9 protein-coding genes are annotated in these 18,732 nt (G+C 44.5%); all 9 read left to right on the top strand.

The window, feature by feature from the left end:
- Positions 1 to 164: 164 nt before the first annotated feature.
- The 9 genes from sucA to GVO63_RS08605 all read left to right on the top strand — a co-directional run bounded on the left by sucA (position 165) and on the right by GVO63_RS08605 (position 18,655).
- Positions 165 to 2,984, top strand: coding sequence for a 2-oxoglutarate dehydrogenase E1 component (gene sucA, locus GVO63_RS08645; RefSeq protein ID WP_159579154.1), 2,820 nt, complete (start codon positions 165 to 167; stop codon positions 2,982 to 2,984).
- 9 nt (positions 2,985 to 2,993) lie between these two features.
- A complete protein-coding gene (gene odhB, locus GVO63_RS08640) occupies positions 2,994 to 4,499 on the top strand; it encodes a 2-oxoglutarate dehydrogenase complex dihydrolipoyllysine-residue succinyltransferase (protein WP_159579152.1) in 1,506 nt (501 codons plus the stop codon).
- Positions 4,500 to 4,651: 152 nt separating this feature from the next.
- Positions 4,652 to 5,818 (top strand): ADP-forming succinate--CoA ligase subunit beta, encoded by a 1,167-nt coding sequence (gene sucC / locus GVO63_RS08635; protein WP_159492579.1) that lies wholly within the window; start codon positions 4,652 to 4,654, stop codon positions 5,816 to 5,818.
- Positions 5,818 to 6,690: a succinate--CoA ligase subunit alpha gene (gene sucD, locus GVO63_RS08630; RefSeq protein ID WP_131093261.1), complete on the top strand. Its 873-nt coding sequence runs from the start codon at positions 5,818 to 5,820 to the stop codon at positions 6,688 to 6,690. The genes sucC and sucD overlap by 1 nt, the downstream gene beginning before the upstream one ends.
- Before the next feature lie 139 nt (positions 6,691 to 6,829).
- The gene (locus GVO63_RS19785; protein WP_159492580.1) at positions 6,830 to 8,824 is read left to right on the top strand and encodes a methyl-accepting chemotaxis protein; all 1,995 of its coding nucleotides are present in this window, start codon (positions 6,830 to 6,832) and stop codon (positions 8,822 to 8,824) included.
- A gap of 471 nt (positions 8,825 to 9,295) precedes the next feature.
- Positions 9,296 to 12,163: a TonB-dependent receptor gene (locus GVO63_RS08620; protein ID WP_159579150.1), complete on the top strand. Its 2,868-nt coding sequence runs from the start codon at positions 9,296 to 9,298 to the stop codon at positions 12,161 to 12,163.
- A gap of 170 nt (positions 12,164 to 12,333) precedes the next feature.
- Positions 12,334 to 13,821: a tryptophan halogenase family protein gene (locus GVO63_RS08615; RefSeq protein WP_201281894.1), complete on the top strand. Its 1,488-nt coding sequence runs from the start codon at positions 12,334 to 12,336 to the stop codon at positions 13,819 to 13,821.
- Positions 13,822 to 13,830: 9 nt separating this feature from the next.
- Positions 13,831 to 15,327, top strand: coding sequence for a tryptophan halogenase family protein (locus GVO63_RS08610; protein WP_159579146.1), 1,497 nt, complete (start codon positions 13,831 to 13,833; stop codon positions 15,325 to 15,327).
- 277 nt (positions 15,328 to 15,604) lie between these two features.
- Entirely contained in the window at positions 15,605 to 18,655 is a 3,051-nt protein-coding gene (locus GVO63_RS08605; RefSeq protein WP_159579144.1) for a TonB-dependent receptor, read from the top strand.
- Positions 18,656 to 18,732 lie beyond the last annotated feature (77 nt).

Raw genomic sequence — 18,732 nt, 5'->3', positions numbered from 1 at the left:
TGATAACGAAATCAGATGTAGATGCGATACGCTAAATAGCCATCCACTTTGGGTGGCTATTTTTTTATATATTCTCCGTTATAACACTTGGTTATGCTGAGAATAACCTTATAATACCTTAAGATTGTTAACTAGATTTTATAAAACGTAGCAAGGCAAATTAAATGCAAGAAAGCGTGATGAAAGCGTGGTGGGATTCCTCGCACATGGCAGGTGCCAACGCTGCCTATGTTGAAGAGTTGTATGAAACCTATTTGGATGACCCGCAAAGTGTCTCTGAAAGCTGGCGACAAATCTTCGATAACCTCCCTAAAGTCGATGGCGTAGAGTTAGAAACCAATCATACAACGATTAAAAATCAATTCAGGCAACTTGCTGCGTTAGGGCCTACAGCCCGTATGTCTAGCCCGTCAGTGCCTTCTGCTAGTGTGTCAGATGACAGGCAAGTTAAGGTTCTTCAGTTAATCAATGCATTCCGCTTCCGCGGTCATCAGCACGCAAATCTAGATCCACTCGGTCTATGGAAACAGGAGCGTGTACGCGATCTTGAACTTTCTCACCACAGTCTTTCTGAGCAAGATTTCGATACGGTATTTAACGTGGGCTCTTATGCTATTGGCAAAGACTCAATGCCGCTGGGTGAACTGTTTAAGTCGCTTAACCGCACGTACTGCGGCTCTATCGGTGCAGAGTACATGCATATTACCGATACGGAGCAGAAGCGTTGGTTACAGCAAAAAATTGAATCTGTTCAAGCCAAGCCTGAAATTTCTCGCGATGAGAAGTTAGGCATTCTTAAAGGGCTAACTGCAGCTGACGGCATGGAAAAGTATTTGGGTTCTAAATTCCCAGGTGCAAAGCGTTTCTCACTAGAAGGTGGTGATGCATTAATTCCAATGCTTAAAGGTCTAATTACTAAGGCCGGAACCGCGGGCACCAAAGAAGTGGTTATCGGTATGGCCCACCGTGGCCGTTTGAACGTGTTAGTTAACGTTCTCGGTAAAAACCCATCAGTACTGTTTGACGAGTTCTCTGGTAAACACGATGACTCGCTGGGCGCGGGTGACGTAAAATACCACGCAGGCTTCTCGTCAGACTTCGCGACGCCAGGCGGTAATGTTCACCTAGCGCTAGCATTTAACCCGTCTCACCTTGAGATTGTTAATCCAGTGGTGATGGGGTCAGTACGTGCGCGTCTAGCTCGACGTAATAACGACACCAATACAGTACTTCCAATTACTATTCACGGTGACTCGGCAATCGCTGGTCAAGGTGTGGTACAAGAAACCTTCAACATGTCGCAAACTCGTGGCTTTGCTGTGGGTGGTACAGTTCGCATCGTGGTAAACAACCAAGTTGGTTTCACTACGTCAAAAACTGAAGATACGCGTTCTACACAATACTGTACTGACATTGCTAAAATGGTACAGGCGCCAATTTTTCACGTGAACTCTGACGATCCTGAAGCAGTTGCCTTTGTGACACAGCTTGCGCTTGAGTATCGCAATAAGTTTAAGAAAGACGTGGTCATTGACCTAGTTTGTTACCGTCGTCATGGTCACAACGAAGCGGATGAGCCAAATGCAACGCAGCCGTTGATGTACCAAAAAATTAAAAAGCATCCAGTTCCACGCGTAATCTATGCTGATCAGCTAGTAGCCGAAGGCGTGATTGAGCAACGTGATGCAGATCGTTACGTTGAAGAATACCGCGAAGCGCTAGATCACGGCGCATGCGTTGTTGAAGAGTGGCGCCCAATGACAGAGCACAGTGTTGACTGGTCTCCTTATCTGGGTCACGACTGGGATACGCCTTACGATGGTTCGCTTCCGGTTGAAAAGCTAAAAGAATTAGGCGAGTCAATCACAACTATCCCTGAAGAGCATAAGCTCCAGTCTCGTGTAAACAAGCTTTACCAAGACCGTAAAGCGATGGTTGCGGGCGAAAAGCTTCTTGATTGGGGTATGGCAGAAAACTTAGCATATGCCACTATCGTAGATGCAGGTGAAGATATTCGTATTACGGGTCAGGATTCTGGCCGAGGTACTTTCTTCCACCGTCACGCGGTATTGCACAATCAAAAAGACGCGTCGACGTATATGCCGCTCCAGCATATTCGCGAGGGTCAGGGTGAAATTGAAATTTACGACTCTGTACTTTCAGAAGAAGCCGTAATGGCATTCGAATATGGTTATGCGACAGCAGAGCCAACGTGTTTGACCATTTGGGAAGCGCAATTTGGTGACTTCGCTAACGGCGCACAAGTTGTATTTGATCAGTTCTTAAGTTCAGGTGAAGCAAAGTGGGGCCGTTTGTGTGGTCTAACCGTTTTACTTCCACATGGTTACGAAGGTCAGGGCCCAGAGCATAGTTCTGCGCGTCTTGAACGTTTCCTACAGATGTGTGCTGACCACAACTGGCAAGTGTGTGTACCATCAACACCTGCACAGGTGTACAACATGCTTCGTCGTCAAGTGGTGCGCCCTATGCGTAAGCCACTTATCGTAATGTCACCTAAGTCACTATTACGTCATCCTCTTGCAGTATCTTCACTTGAAGAACTTGCGGAAGGTAAATTCCATAACGTAATCGGTGAAATCGACGATATCGATCCGAAGGATGTTAAGCGCGTTGTTATGTGCTCTGGCAAGGTTTATTACGATTTGTTAGACCAGCGCCGCAAAAATGAGCAAACAGACGTTGCAATTATCCGTTTGGAGCAACTTTATCCATTCCCGCAAGAAGAATGCGCAAAAGTTGTGGCACAATACAGCCACGTAAAAGATTGGGTTTGGTGTCAAGAAGAGCCTCAAAACCAAGGCGCTTGGTACTGTAGCCAACACCACTTCTGGCAAGCAATTCCAGATGGTGCAAAATTAACATATGCAGGCCGTGATGCATCCTCGTCACCTGCAGTAGGTTATGTATCCGTTCACAACCAGCAACAGAAAGCCCTGGTTGAAAACGCACTCACAATTAAATAAGGAACAGTAATGACAATTGAGATAAAAGTTCCGGTTCTACCTGAGTCAGTTGCCGATGCCACCATTGCAACCTGGCACGTAAAGGCCGGTGACGCAGTTAAACGAGACCAGAACCTGGTTGATATTGAAACTGATAAAGTAGTATTAGAAGTTGTGGCGCCAGCGGACGGTACAATGGGTGAGATCCTAAACGAAGAGGGTGCAACAGTTTTAGGCGAGCAAGTAATTGCTAAATTAGAAAAAGGCGGCGCTGCTGCTGAGCCAAAGGCTGAAAAAGAGTCTAAAGAAGAAACTAAATCAGACGCAGCACCTGCAGCATCTGGTAAAACTTCAGACGTCAAAGTGCCTGTGCTTCCAGAATCAGTTGCTGACGCAACGATTGCCACATGGCATGTAGCTGTGGGTGAAGCGGTATCTCGCGACCAAAACTTGGTTGATATTGAAACCGATAAAGTTGTACTTGAAGTTGTTGCTCCTGCGGATGGCTCACTTTCAGAAATTCTTGCAGAAGAAGGTGCAACGGTTACTGCTGAAGAAGTGATTGCTAAGTTCGTTGAGGGCGCAGCGAGTGGTGCATCTGCACCTGCGGCATCTGCAGAGTCTGACGACAGCGACGACAGCAGTGACGCACTAAGTCCTTCAGTTCGCCGTCTACTTGCTGAAAAAGGCGTAGATGCTGCAAAGGTGAAAGGTACAGGTAAAAATGGCCGAATCACTAAAGAAGACGTTGAGAAATACCTGAAAGGTGGCGACAGTTCAGCGAAGGCTGCACCTGCTGCTTCAGAATCTGTATCAGCAGATTTGCCAACGGGTAACCGTACTGAGAAGCGCGTTCCAATGACTCGTCTTCGTAAGACGATTGCTAACCGTCTTTTAGAAGCCAAGAACTCTACGGCTATGTTAACCACGTTTAACGAAGTTAACATGAAGCCTATTATGGATCTGCGCAAGCAATATCAAGACAGCTTTGAAAAGCGTCATGGTATTCGCCTTGGTTTCATGTCTTTCTATGTGAAGGCAGTAACCGAAGCTCTTAAGCGTTTCCCTGAAGTAAACGCGTCTATCGACGGTGATGACATCGTTTATCACAACTACTTCGATGTATCTATTGCTGTTTCTACACCACGCGGCCTTGTGACGCCAGTACTTAAAGATACTGATACACTAGGCATGGCAGGTGTTGAAAAAGGAATTAAGGAACTAGCACTTAAAGGCCGTGACGGTAAGCTGTCATTGGCTGAGCTACAAGGTGGTAATTTCACAATCACCAACGGTGGTGTGTTTGGTTCACTAATGTCTACACCAATCATTAACCCGCCACAGAGCGCTATCTTGGGTATGCACAAAATCCAAGATCGCCCAATGGCGGTTAATGGCAAAGTAGAAATTCTACCAATGATGTACCTAGCGCTTTCTTACGACCACCGCATTATCGATGGTAAAGAATCAGTAGGTTTCTTGGTAACCGTTAAAGAGATGCTAGAAGATCCAACACGTCTACTTCTAGACGTATAAGACTTTCGTCTCACGGAATTGTGGTTAGGCGCAAAGCTTGTGTACGCTTGTTTTGCGCTTAACGCAACGCTGATATTTACCCTATAATATCAGTCAAACTAATCAAGTCGCATTTGCGGCTTTTGTCTTACTAAAAATCGGATAGAAACACCATGAATTTGCATGAATACCAAGGTAAGCAGCTATTCAAAGAATACGGTTTGCCTGTTTCTGAAGGATACGCAGCAGACACTGCTCAAGGTGCTGTAGAAGCCGCTGACCGAATCGGCGGAGAAGAGTGGGTAGTTAAGTGTCAGGTACACGCGGGCGGTCGCGGTAAAGCTGGCGGTGTAAAGCTAGTTAAAAACAAAGACGACATTCGCGCTTTCGCTGAAAACTGGCTTGGCAAAAATTTGGTGACTTTCCAGACTGACGAAAATGGTCAGCCTGTGAGCAAAATCCTTGTTGAATCTTGCACAGATATCGCTAATGAGCTTTACCTTGGTGCAGTAGTTGACCGTACAACCCGTCGCGTTGTATTTATGGCATCTACTGAAGGTGGCGTTGAGATTGAAACTGTTGCAGAAGAAACGCCAGAAAAAATCCTTAAAGCTGAAATCGACCCAATTGTAGGTCCTCAGCCTTACCAAGCACGCGAAATGGCGTTTGCTCTTGGTCTTTCTGGCGTTCAAATTAAGCAATTTACTCAAATCTTCCTTGGCCTAGCTAAGATGTTTGAAGAGCTTGACGTCGCGCTTATCGAAATTAACCCGCTAGTGATCAAAACTGACGGTAACCTACACTGCCTAGATGCAAAAGTAGCTATTGACGGCAACGCACTATATCGTCAGCCTAAGCTGAAAGATATGCAAGATCCTTCACAAGAAGACGCGCGTGAAGCACACGCGGCTCAGTGGGAGCTTAACTATGTTGCGCTAGACGGTAACGTAGGTTGTATGGTTAACGGTGCAGGCCTAGCGATGGGTACTATGGACATCGTAAACCTACACGGCGGCAAGCCAGCTAACTTCCTAGACGTTGGTGGCGGCGCGACTAAAGAGCGTGTAGCTGAAGCGTTCAAGATCATCCTTTCTGACGACAACGTTAAAGCGGTATTGGTTAACATCTTCGGTGGTATCGTACGCTGTGACATGATTGCAGAAGGTATCATCGGTGCGGTTAAAGAAGTAGGCGTAAAAGTGCCAGTTGTTGTACGTCTTGAAGGTACCAATGCAGAGCTTGGCCGTGAAGTTCTAGCGAACTCTGGTCTTGATATCATCGCTGCTGAATCGCTAACTGATGCAGCACAGAAAGTTGTTGCTGCAGCGGAGGGCAAATAATGTCTGTATTAATTAATAAAGATACTAAAGTAATTTGTCAGGGTTTCACTGGCGGTCAGGGTACATTCCACTCTGAACAAGCAATTGCGTACGGTACGCAGATGGTTGGTGGTGTTACACCAGGCAAAGGCGGTACTGAGCACCTAGGTCTTCCAGTATTCAATACGGTACGTGAAGCGGTAGAAGCAACTGGCGCAACTGCAACAGTTATCTACGTACCAGCACCTTTCTGTAAAGATTCAATTGTTGAAGCTGCAGATGCGGGTATCGAGCTAATCGTATGTATCACTGAAGGTATCCCAACGCTAGATATGCTTTACGTTAAAGAATACGTAAATGCTAAAGGCGTTCGCATGATTGGTCCAAACTGCCCGGGTGTTATTACGCCTGGAGAGTGTAAGATCGGTATCATGCCTGGTCACATCCACAAGCCTGGTAAAGTAGGTATTGTTTCTCGTTCTGGTACACTTACGTACGAAGCGGTTAAGCAAACTACTGACGAAGGTTTTGGCCAGTCTACGTGTGTTGGTATCGGTGGTGACCCAATTCCAGGTTCAAACTTCATTGACATCCTTCAGATGTTCCAAGACGACCCACAGACTGAAGCTATCGTAATGATCGGTGAGATCGGCGGTACTGCTGAAGAAGAAGCAGCTGCGTTCATCAAAGCGAACGTAACTAAGCCTGTTGTTTCTTACATCGCAGGTGTTACTGCTCCTCCAGGCAAACGTATGGGTCACGCAGGTGCAATCATCGCAGGCGGTAAAGGTACTGCTGATGAGAAGTTCAAAGCTCTAGAAGATGCTGGCGTTAAAACAGTACGCTCTCTAGCTGACATTGGCAAAGCACTACGCGAAACAACGGGTTGGTAAGCTAACGCTTATAAATCATGTTAAAGGCCCGCTTTATGCGGGCTTTTTATTAAATTAAAAGGCTCAACTTCCACTCAAATCGGAGTAGTCTATACTTAAAAGCAGACTTAGTTTGATAATAAATCGTCAAAGGAAGCTTATGCTTTTTAAGAGAAAAATAAACACCAAACGCCATGTTACTCCATCGTCGCTAACCTGCTCAAAAAGTATAAAAAGCAATCAAATAAACGAATCATTTCTTAGCCAGTTTGCTTTTGATGAGGGGACGGCGCTACTAATTGCATTTATCTCTCCCCACCTTAATTTTTCTTCCATCAGCAGAGAAATCAAACAATGTGCTCGTTTTTGTCAACATGTGATTACTATAATGACTTCAGGCGAACTTGGAGGAGGGGATGCACTCTATCATTCAACGCCAGAAAAGTGGGATAACATTGTCGTCCATAGTTTTTCGTCTGCATTAATAGACCAAATTTGTGTACACAGTGTTCCTTTATACAGTGAGGATATCAAACAGGCAAAGCCAGTGATGTCGCCGGAACAGAGGGTAGAGCGTATTGTTTCGGAACTGAAAAAAGTAAACGTACCTTTCGATATCGACAGCAGGGACACTTTCTCTCTAACATATTTTGATGGTGTAACTGCAAGTGAAGATTTTTTCACACAAGCGTTATACAAAGTTAAACGCTTTCCGTGCTTCTTTATTGGGGGCAGTGCTGGCGGAAAGTTAGATTTCAAAGAAGCAGACATTGCATACAACGGCGAAATTAAATCAAATCAAGTTCTATTGGCATTCTGTAAATTGTCTCGCAACTATCGTTACGGCGTGATGAAAAGTCACAATTTCCAAGCAACAGGTACGGGTTTCACAGTTGCCAAATTTGATCCACTTACCCGGGTTCTGCATTCAGTTCTCGATAAAAATATGACGCTATGTTCTCCAGTGGATGCACTTAGTCGACATTTCAACTGCTCTCCTAAGGAATTAGAGGCCAAACTGGTCAGCCACTCTTTCGGTATTGATATCGACAATAGTATCTATATTAAATCCGTCGCAGCCATAAATGATGACGGCACTATTCGTTTCTTCAGTGACATGGCGTTCGGAGAATACTTACAGCTGGTCAAGGCTACCGACTTTAAGCAGTCTTTACAGCGTGATTTTGATACTTTTATCCGTGGGAAGAGCGGTAAGCCTGTAGCAGTCATTGCTAATGACTGTATTTTACGGCGGCTAAATAACCCTCATAACCTCACAGGAATAGGAACCTTTGATCAGGTTGTAGTTTCTGGATTTTCTACGTTTGGAGAGTATCTAGGCTTACACCAGAATCAAACTGTTACGGCCATCGGTTTCTTCAAAAATGACGAAAACCAAGCTTTCTTTGACGAGTATGTGACTAATTTTCCATTTCACCTCGCTGCTTTTTCAAACTATCACCTACGAGCTAGACTTATAAGCACCAATAATATCAATGCATTACAGAGTAAATTGATTGAGCAAACCGATAAATTTTATCCATTACTTAAAGAGTCTACGGAACAACTGAAGTATGTGGCAACTCAGGCAAGTGATTCAGCTCAACGTCAATTAGAACTCGGGAAACAATTTAATTTCTTTATGCAACAAATAGCGCGTCAGGAACATGAGCGCGCAGAGTTATCTACCGGCATGGAGAGGCTGCGAGAAAGTGCAGAAAAAATTGTCAATATCATTCAATCTATAAGCGGCATCGCTGAGCAAACTAACCTGTTAGCTTTAAATGCGGCTATTGAAGCCGCGCGAGCTGGTGAGGCTGGTCGTGGGTTTGCTGTGGTCGCTGATGAGGTGAGGGCCTTGAGTCAAAGAACCCAATCTAGTCTCAGAGAAACCGGTGAAACTATCAATGGTGTATCTGCCTCGATTGATGGAATATCTTTGGCTGTAGAAAGCATTAATAAGTTGCTCGAAGAAATCGAATCGGGCTCTGTCAGTTTAAGCTCTGAGCTGGAGACTCTATCCGAATCGTCATTAGACGCTAGTCTGCGTGCTGAGGAAGGGATTAATAAAGCAAATTCTGCAGATATTCAGATGCAAGAAATTGAATCTGAATCCCTTCTGATAGAAAAATTAAATAAGATTGCTAATTCCTAGGTAAATAGAAAACTATTCTGAATAGCACTTGCCAGTATGCTGTCCTACTCTCATTAAGGCGAAAGTAGGGCAGTGGCGTTCCTCTTCACGAATGAAGCTCCCACAAATACTGCTTCACATATTGCCCACCAATATTACGTTATTAACTCTCTTTTAGCATCAGAGCTCAGCAGGAATCTTTAAACAGCGCTTATTTACGATGGTTTTTAACATTTGCAACGTGATATTTGTAAAAATATTTCAACAAACTCACTGTTTATGCGCGCTCGACGTGATTTTTGTTGTTAAATTACATGTCAATTAAAACGAGTATTGTTAACGGCGTGTTGCACAAATTTTATTGAATACGTATGCAGGCAATTGTGCAAGACGAGTGTCCTCTATAGGATTAGCCCCCATGATGTATTGTCATTTATGTGTCATAAGAACAACAAATAGACAGCAACTATAACCGTATGGGACACCCGTTTTATGAAACAATTTAAACCCAACCTAATCAAAGCTGCGCTTATTTCAGGCGGTATGGCATTTGGTAGTGCACCTGCACTAGCACAAGAAGCAAACACTGATTCTGTTGATGAAGCTAATCTAGAAGTTATTCAAGTAAGCGGTATTCGCGGCAGTCTACAGCGTGCACAAGCAATTAAAATGGACAACACGTCAATTGTTGAAGCGTTATCTGCTGAAGATATCGGTAAACTTCCAGACACCAGTATTGCAGAGTCAATTGCACGTCTTCCTGGCTTAGCGGGTGAACGCCGCAACGGTCGTACAAGCGGTATATCTGTTCGTGGTTTCAACGAAAACTATGTAGGTACAATGCTTAACGGTCGTGAACTTCTAGGTATGGGCGATAACCGTGGGGTAGAGTTCGATCTTTACCCAACAGAAATTGTTTCAAATATCCTTGTTTACAAAACGCCTGAAGCTGGGCTAATGACACAAGGTATTGGTGGTACAGTCGATATACAGACTGTGAGTCCATTAAGTGCTGAACGAACTTTTGCGTTTAACGGTACTTATGAAGCAAACGAATATGACGCTGGTAACCCTGACTTTGATAATAAAGGGCATCGCCTGTCATTTAACTATGTAGACCAATTTGCTGATGACAAGTTAGGTGTAGCGTTAGCCATAGCTGATATGGAATCGCCTCGTCAGGAGGAGTACTTCAGAGGCTGGGGTTATGCAACAGCAAATGCTGAGAACGCGGTTGAGGGTGTTGAAGTTCCAGAAGGCACAGTAATACTTGGTGGGCACGATTCTTTCACGCGTTCAGCGATGCTTGAACGTACCTCAATAGCTGGTGTTATTGAATACGCTCCTACAGACGATCTTAGAATTCAATTCGATGCGCTTTACATTGATTTTGAAGAGAATGATGCCCGTCGCGGTGTAGAGGAAGGCGGTGCCGAATGGGGTACTAGTGCTTACACTATTACTGGCGTAGAAGATGGTTTGGTTACATCAGGTTTTTATGACGGCTTCCTTTCAGTAATTCGAAATGATTCGCGTCAACAGAAAGCTGAGCTAACTACATTTGGCTTGAACATAGAATATGCGTTAAACGATAACTGGACAGCTACGGTTGATCTTTCAATGGGTGAAGTTGATAAGACGATCACTGATATTGAGAGTTATTCGGGTGTTGGTCGTGCAGGCGTGGATGGCAGACCCCTTACACCACGTTCATGGCAGATGACTTCTTCAGGCGCAGTATACAGCGCGCATCCAACGCTAGACAGCGTAGACCTTACTGATCCGAATGCAATCTTCCTTGCAGGCCCACAAGCTTGGGGTGGCTCGTTAGCGCCAGTGGAGCGTTTCCAAGGCGTTGAAGGTTTCGGGCCTGAAACGGCGCAGGATGGTTTTGTTAACGAACCTGATTTTGATGAGACGCTTGATGCAGCTCGTATTGATATCGAAGGTTTTGTTGAGTGGGGCATTTTCTCGAAGTTCAGTGCAGGTGTGAACTACCAAGATCGTGAAAAGACAAAAGATAATAACGGTGCGTTCTTAACAGCGCCAACATGGCCTAATGCAGAGCTAGTACCAGATCCAATTGGTGTAGCCGATCTAAGCCACATTGGCATCGATGGTGTTCTTGCCTACGATTCACTTGGTTTATACCGTAGCGGCTTCTATATCGAAACAGAAGCTGAACTATTTGAAAATGGCCGTTTCGGTGATTCATACACAATCAGTGAAGAGCTATTAACCATTTACGCCAAGCTTGATATTGATACAGAACTTAACGGCGTTTACATTTTAGGTAATGTTGGTGTTCAGGTTATTGACGTTGACCAGCAGGGCAGTGGGTTTAATACGGTTACTGGACCAACTGGCTTTACAGAAATCGCTCCTGTTTCGGACGGTGCTTCATATTACGATATTTTGCCAACAATCAATTTAAGCTTTGAGATTGCAGAAAATCAGTTTATCCGTACTGCAATGGGTAAGGTAATCAGTCGCCCACGTATGGATGACATGAGACCTAATAACACAGTTAGTTTCACATTTAACGACCAGCAGATTATTTCTACAAATCCAAATAATGGTCCTTGGTCAGCAGGTGCGGGTAATGCGCGTCTTAAACCGCTAGAAGCTAATCAGTTTGATATCGCGTACGAGAATTACTTTGCTGATACCGGATATTTCGCAGCAAGTTTCTTCTACAAGGATCTAACTAACTGGCATGTTGCGGGTCGCTCGTTCAATGACTTCTCTAACGTATATATCGAAGGTTTCCACCAAACATCTGGAAATACGGATATTAATGGCGACGGTCTTACCAATGATGCTGATATTGTCGCACCAGGTACTTTTATCGGGCCGGTAGACTTTAGAGAAGATGGTCTAGAAGGTTTTGTTCGTGGATGGGAGCTTCAAGGTAGCTTACCTCTTGAATTGGTTCATGATTCATTAGAAGGTTTTGGCTTGTTTGCGAGCGCGACCTTCTTGGACGGTGAGCTTGACAATGGTGATCAAGTACCAGGTTTGTCTGATGAAACATACTCATTAACAGCTTTCTACGAAAGCAATGGTTTTGAAGTACGTGTTTCGGCAACCAAGCGCGATGAGTTTGCAACCGAAACCCGTGCGCAGAGCTTGTCACTTGCTCAAATTCAGGACAACGGTGTTAAACAAGTTGACGCGCAGATTGGTTATGATTTCAGCGAATCAGGTATTGAATATCTGCAAGGTCTTCGCGTTACGCTTCAGGGTCAGAACTTGACAGATGAACCAACAGTACGTGTTAACCCTGGTGATAGCCGCCAGATTATTGAACACCAAAGCTTTGGTCGTAACTTCCTACTTGGCTTCAACTACACATTCTAAGTGGTTGTTGAAACAGCGCTTGTTACGTGCGAGCGCTTAAACAAGTAATATTAAAAGAGCCCCAATTTACGTAATGTGTTGGGGCTTTTTGTTGTATAGCAGTACATGTCATGATAAGTAAGATTGATAGCAATGTGGCCTCATAAGAAATGGTGACGGCAAGAAATATGATGAATAAAGCGGTAAAAAATGTAGTTATTGTAGGTGGGGGAACAGCGGGCTGGATTTCAGCTGCTGTTATAAAACGTCTTATCGGTGCTGGCGTGAATGTAACGCTCATCGAGTCTGAAGAAATCGGTACCGTTGGCGTTGGGGAAGCCACTATTCCGCCTATCATTACCCTTAACAACGTAATGGGTATAGACGAAAAAGAGTTCTTACGCGAAACAAACGCAACCATGAAGTTGGCGATTAAGTTTGAAAACTGGCGTGTAGAAGGGGAAAGCTATTTCCACACTTTTGGCGCACCAGGTAAAAGCTATGCATTTTGTCACTTTCATCATTATTTTAAACGCGCACAAGCGTTAGGTCTTGCAGACTCAATTTGGGAATACGATTTAAACTACCTTGCCTGTAAAGCAGGAAAGTTTGCCCATATCAAGTCTCCTGACCCCATAATTGAAATGCCGTACGCCTATCATTTCGACGCGTCGCTGTATGCGCGATTCTTACGTAAAAAGTGTGAAGCAATGGGCGTTACGCGTAAAGAAGGCATCATTACTGATGTTAAACAAGACGCAGATAGTGGCTTCATCACCGGGGTAATGCTTAAAGACGGTGCTCATATAGAAGGCGACTTATTTATTGATTGTTCAGGCTTTAAAGGCCTTCTCACTCAGCAAACGCTAAATACGGGCTACGAGGATTGGTCACATTGGCTACCTTGTGATCGCGCAGTGGCTATGCCTTCAGAGCGCCACGAACGCACCCGTCCTTATACGCGTTCTATTGCGCACTCTGCGGGCTGGCAATGGCGTATTCCGCTTCAGCACCGCAATGGCAATGGCTTGGTGTACTGTAGTAATTATTACTCTGACGAGCAAGCACTTGACATACTGTCAAGTAACCTAGATACCAAACCACTCGCCGATCCTAATTTTATTCGCTTTAAAACAGGGCGAAGACGCAAGCAGTGGAATAAAAATGTGGTGGCCGTTGGGCTTTCTAGTGGGTTTTTGGAGCCTCTTGAGTCAACCAGTATTCATCTTATTCAGTCTGCAGTAGTTCGACTCATTCATTTATTCCCACACGAAGGGTTTAAGCAATATCAGATAGATGAGTACAACAAGCAGTCTCAGCTTGAATATGAACAAATACGTGATTTCATTATTTTGCACTATCACGTCAATGAAAGAACTGACTCGCATTTTTGGAAAGACTTACGAGAAATGGATGTGCCAGACAGCCTAACGCATAAAGTAGAGCTGTTTAGAGAATCAGGAAACTTGTTCAGAGAGCAAAATGATTTGTTCTTAGAAAGCTCTTGGCTGCAAGTACTGATGGGACAGGGGGTAGCGCAAAAAGACTACCATCCACTTGCTAATGCATTGTCTGAACAAAAGCTGCAAGAGTTGATGCAAAACATTAAACGCATTAAGAATGAACCTATTGGAAAAATTGCGACTCACGATGACTTCTTAAAACAGTTCTGTGGTTAAAAGCGCATCATGAACAAACCAATACATATTGTTATTGCGGGGGGCGGTACCGCCGGCTGGATGGCAGCAAATTACTTTGCACACAAATGGCCATCAGACAAAATCAAGGTAACCCTTGTGGAGTCTCCTGAGATTGGCATCATAGGTGTGGGCGAAGGCTCTACCCCTACACTTAAGCGTTTCTTTGAAGAACTGGCAATAGCCGAAAGCGACTGGATGCCTAAGTGCAACGCAACATACAAGGTAAGCATTCAGTTTAACGGTTGGAGTCCGAGTTCCGGAGTCAAACAGTATCGCCATCCATTTATCTCTCAAACTGATACCTTTACTCAGCGCGCCTTTGAGGTCAATTGTCGGACCCGTAGATTAGGGCTTGATACGCATGTTAAGCCAGAAGACTTTTTGATAAATGGCGTATTGGCAAAGCAAAACAAAGCGCCGCTTACACCTGAAAATTTTCCATTTAGAATGGAGTACGGCTATCACTTTGACAGCGCTTTGCTTGGTAACTATCTACGTGATGTGGCGGTTGGAAAAGGCGTTAATCACGTTAGCGGCATTATTAGCGATGTAGCGCTTCATCCTAGTGGCGATATTAGCCATCTCGTAACGGATAAAGGCAATATTGAAGGGGATTTTTTCGTTGACTGTACAGGCTTTTCTTCAAACTTACTGCAGCAAGCTTTAGGCGTTACATTTCATTCTTATTCTGAAAACTTATTTAACGATTCTGCCGTGGTTTTGCCTACGCAAGCACAAGAGAATATTCAAGTAGAGACCCAGTCTACAGCACTTTCTAGTGGCTGGTGCTGGACTATACCGTTACAAAACCGCACAGGTAATGGTTATGTTTACAGTGCTGCTCATTTGTCGAAGGATAAGGCCGAAGAAGAGTTACGACGACACCTAGGTCTTGAAAACAGTGATGTGGAAGCTAGACATCTTAAGATGAAGGTAGGGCAAGTTGATCAGCACTGGCAGAAAAACTGTTTGGCATTAGGGTTATCCCAAGGGTTTATAGAGCCGCTAGAAGCAACGGCGCTCCACCTTGTTCAAATTTGTATTGAGTACTTTACGGACATGTTTGAGAAGGGTGGTTTCTCTAACAAAGAGAGAACCACTTATAATGCGTTTGCTAAAGCGCGTTTTGACAGGGTGAGAGACTACATTGTCGCGCACTATAAACTTAATACCCGTGATGATAGTGATTATTGGCGAGCGAACAGGAATAACATGGTGCTGTCAGACTCACTTAAGTCAATTATTAACACATGGTTCCAACGTGAAGACCTTGCCAATGAGATAAAGCGTCAGAATATAGGAATGCACTGGGACTCGGTATCATGGCATTGTTTATTTGCGGGCTATGGTGCTTTTCCCACGCTGGCGCAAAATCAACCCGGTCGAGGCGACTTATACAAAGAGCAAGACATCGAACGTTTTGTACAGGGTTGTGCTTTGAATTTTAAACAACATGATGTCGTGCTTAAAACGCAACAAAGCTAAAAGTGACAACCTTGAAAGTCAGGAATAATTTTCAAGGTTGGTATAATTCCTCATAAGTAACCACACTAATCTCTCAAATCTCTCCACGCAAATGCGATAGAAAACAATAGCTTTTACGGTTTGTTTCATAAATGTTTATCATTTGTAAATGAATACGTATGCATAGCATTGCTCCCTTTTTATACAAACCAGTAGTATTTGGTGTTGAACCATAAGAGGCATTTTTGGGTGTGGTAGTCCTAAAGGTGTCGATAATAAAACAAGGAATGGGACACCAATGAAAACATTCAAACCCAGCACTATTATGGCGGCCTTGATCAGTAGTGGGGTCGCGTTTAGTGCGTTGCCGCTCTATGCCCAAGAGTCACCAGACACACCCGTAGACGAAGTTGAGCGACCACAGGAAGATACTTTAGAACGTATCGAAGTACGTGGTTTTAGTACAAGCTTAATCCAATCACTAAACCAGAAGCGTTTCTCTGATACGGTTTCTGAACAAATATCTGCAGATGATTTAGGTGGGCTTCCGGATGTATCTATGGCAGATGCACTGACACGCTTACCGGGTATTTCGGCAGTACGTACTGGTGGGCAAGCTGCTCAAATTAACATTCGTGGTTTATCTGGCGACTTTGTATTTTCTACATTAAACGGCAGAGAGCAGGTCTCCACCAGCGGAAGCCGCGCTATTGAATTTGACCAATATCCTTCAGAGCTGATTAGTGAGGCAGCGGTATATAAATCACCCAAGGCATCGCTTATCGAAGGTGGTATAGCAGGTACGGTAGAACTCAAAACAGCATCGCCTCTCGCCATTGAAGAGCAACATAAGTTCAGTGCTAACATGCGTGGAATGTACAATGACCGGGCGTCAGAGATAAGTGACGCTACAGAATATGGCCACAGATTGAGTTTCTCTTATCAGGGAAAATTCCTTGATGATACGCTCGGTGTTTCATTGGGCTACGCCCGTTTATTCCAGCCAAGCGTTTCTACTCAGTTCATCGGTTTAGCGTACAATGGACAGGTTGATGTTGATGGAGTAGCGGGTGATACTGACGGTCCTTCAGAATGCCCCAGTTGTGAACTTATTTCAGAAGGTTTTGAAATGCAGCACAAAGGCGGGGAAGAGACCCGTGACGGTTATGTTGCTGCGTTTGAATGGGCACCTATCGATACGTTTACACTAAAAGCTGATGCATTTATCTCTAAATTTGATTCTGAGGCGTTTGCTCGCGGTTTTCGCGTGAAACTAGGCGGTATTAATGCCGGGATCACAAATCCAGTTGTAGTTAACAACAGTGTCATTGGCGGTACTTTCTCTCGTACGGACAATAGCTTTACCCGTGTTGAACTGGTAAACGACGACAATCAAGATTTTGACAGCGTGACTAATTTAGGCGTAAACGCCAGCTGGGAGATTTCACCTGATTTGGCTGTTCAGTTCGACGTATCTCGTTCTAGCGCTGAAAGTGACTTCAGAAACGGGCTTTTATGGTCGCTAGTGGGCGAAGACGCAAGAGCAGCAAATCCAGTATTTGACGAAAACGTTCAAATATCCTATTTGCTTAACGGCTTAAATCTACCTGATATTGGCTTTAACCAAATTGATGCCTTCACTGATTTAGATCGCGTTATGGTCAGTAAATACGGTATCTACCCATTTGAAAACAAAGACGAGCTAGACGCGTATCGTGTTGATTTTCAGTATTACGTTGATGTGCCCATCATTTCGGGGTTTGAATTCGGTTATCGTTACTCTGATCGAGAATACAATAATGATCGATCTGTCTTCGAATATGGAAACGACAGTGCTTTTTCAGTGAGCGAGCCGCCGCTTCGTTTAACGTCAGACATGGTTGAAGAGGTAAATTGGAGTGGTGATTTCGGTTACTTTCCCAGTTATCTTTCAGTTGACTTAAACAGTGCACTGAATGCGTGGTTCCCTGGCGGTAGACCACAGCCAATTCAAACCTGGGGACCCGGTGCCGCAGGTGTGATCAATGGCCCGGGTACAGGACCCGCGACAGCATGGACGTTACAAGAAAGCGGCGATGTTTTTGAAACTGTGAATTCTGCTTATTTGATGGCAAAGATTAATACTGAAATTGGCAGTATCCCAGTGACGGGTAATATCGGTGTTCGTTATGTCAAAAGTAAGCAGAGTTCAACGGCGCTGCAGCGTGCGACACAGTTAATCGAAGACCTAGAGACAGGCACATCGATTGAAGTAAGCGACCCTACTGCTGGAGCACAAAACATCACTGACGAAGCGGGACTTATCAACAACTTCTATCGCCCAGCGTTAATAAGTCACGAGTACTCTGATGTCCTGCCATCCATTAACCTGAACTTTAAACTAACCGATGACACGCAGCTTCGCGTGGCAGCAGCAAAAGTCATGGGTAGAGCGCCGATCAACCGTTTTGCCGCTAATGCATCAACCACAATTGAAACAGTTACCGCTTTTCAAGACAGGGACTCGGGTGAAATCACGCTCTCTAACCCTACGGCGAGAGTCAGTGGTAATGCGCGTAACAGTCCTTATTTGGAGCCGTTTTACGCAACGCAATACGACGTGTCTTGGGAATATTACTTCTCAGATACGGAAGGCGCGCTGGTTGTCGCCGGATTCTATAAGGATATTGAATCATTCGTAGAAGATATCGAGATAGAGCCTTACGATTTTGAAGCGAACGGCATTGTCATCCCTGACAATGTAAGCGTGCCGGTTTACTTAACGCCAGAGTTCACTGGGCAAGAAGCAGAACTGGCTCGTGACGCAAATGGCGATCCTATCTTTATCACTGTTCCCACTGAAAATGGTAGCTACAGTACCGCAGTAAATAACGCAGAAGGTGGCTATATTCGCGGTTTAGAAATCGCCTATACACAAATTTACAGCATGCTGCCTGGCATGTGGTCAGGTCTGGGTGTGAGCGCTAGTTACTCTTACACAGAAAGTGAAATTCAGCGCACGCTAGGAGATAACGTTTATGCTGCTAATTTACCGGGGCTTTCTGAAAACGTGGCCACACTAACCGTTTTCTGGGAATACGAAGGCTTCGAAACCCGATTGTCTAGCCGTTACCGCGACGCGTTTGTTTCACAGCAGGTCGCGGTGAACGATCAAGTGGTTAACTTCGATGAAGAACTCGTTATCGACTACCAGGCGTCTTACGAAATCAACGATAACTGGAGCGTATTGTTTCAAGTTAATAACCTCACTGACGAGCCAACGAAGAGTTATTTCGCATCAGAAGAGCAAACCGGCACTATTCAATACTTTGGCACGCAATATTACTTAGGGATGACATATCAACTATGAAAAACAGCATCTTAGGTAATTTTTTTAGCAACGCGAAGGAACACTCGGTTGCCAAAAGCAGCAAAAATATTCAGGAG

It is taken from the genome of Alteromonas sp. KUL106 (assembly GCF_009811415.1).
Classification (GTDB): domain Bacteria; phylum Pseudomonadota; class Gammaproteobacteria; order Enterobacterales; family Alteromonadaceae; genus Alteromonas.
The sequence above is the reverse complement of the archived record's forward strand: the minus strand, read 5'-3'. Positions and strand labels throughout refer to the sequence as shown.

Excerpts from the sequence above, each read along its gene's own strand:
- sucA (WP_159579154.1), top strand. The coding sequence starts at position 165 with ATGCAAGAAAGCGTGATGAAAGCGTGGTGGGATTCCTCGCACATGGCA.
- odhB (WP_159579152.1), top strand. The coding sequence starts at position 2,994 with ATGACAATTGAGATAAAAGTTCCGGTTCTACCTGAGTCAGTTGCCGAT.
- sucC (WP_159492579.1), top strand. The coding sequence starts at position 4,652 with ATGAATTTGCATGAATACCAAGGTAAGCAGCTATTCAAAGAATACGGT.
- sucD (WP_131093261.1), top strand. The coding sequence starts at position 5,818 with ATGTCTGTATTAATTAATAAAGATACTAAAGTAATTTGTCAGGGTTTC.
- GVO63_RS19785 (WP_159492580.1), top strand. The coding sequence starts at position 6,830 with ATGCTTTTTAAGAGAAAAATAAACACCAAACGCCATGTTACTCCATCG.
- GVO63_RS08620 (WP_159579150.1), top strand. The coding sequence starts at position 9,296 with ATGAAACAATTTAAACCCAACCTAATCAAAGCTGCGCTTATTTCAGGC.
- GVO63_RS08615 (WP_201281894.1), top strand. The coding sequence starts at position 12,334 with ATGAATAAAGCGGTAAAAAATGTAGTTATTGTAGGTGGGGGAACAGCG.
- GVO63_RS08610 (WP_159579146.1), top strand. The coding sequence starts at position 13,831 with ATGAACAAACCAATACATATTGTTATTGCGGGGGGCGGTACCGCCGGC.
- GVO63_RS08605 (WP_159579144.1), top strand. The coding sequence starts at position 15,605 with ATGAAAACATTCAAACCCAGCACTATTATGGCGGCCTTGATCAGTAGT.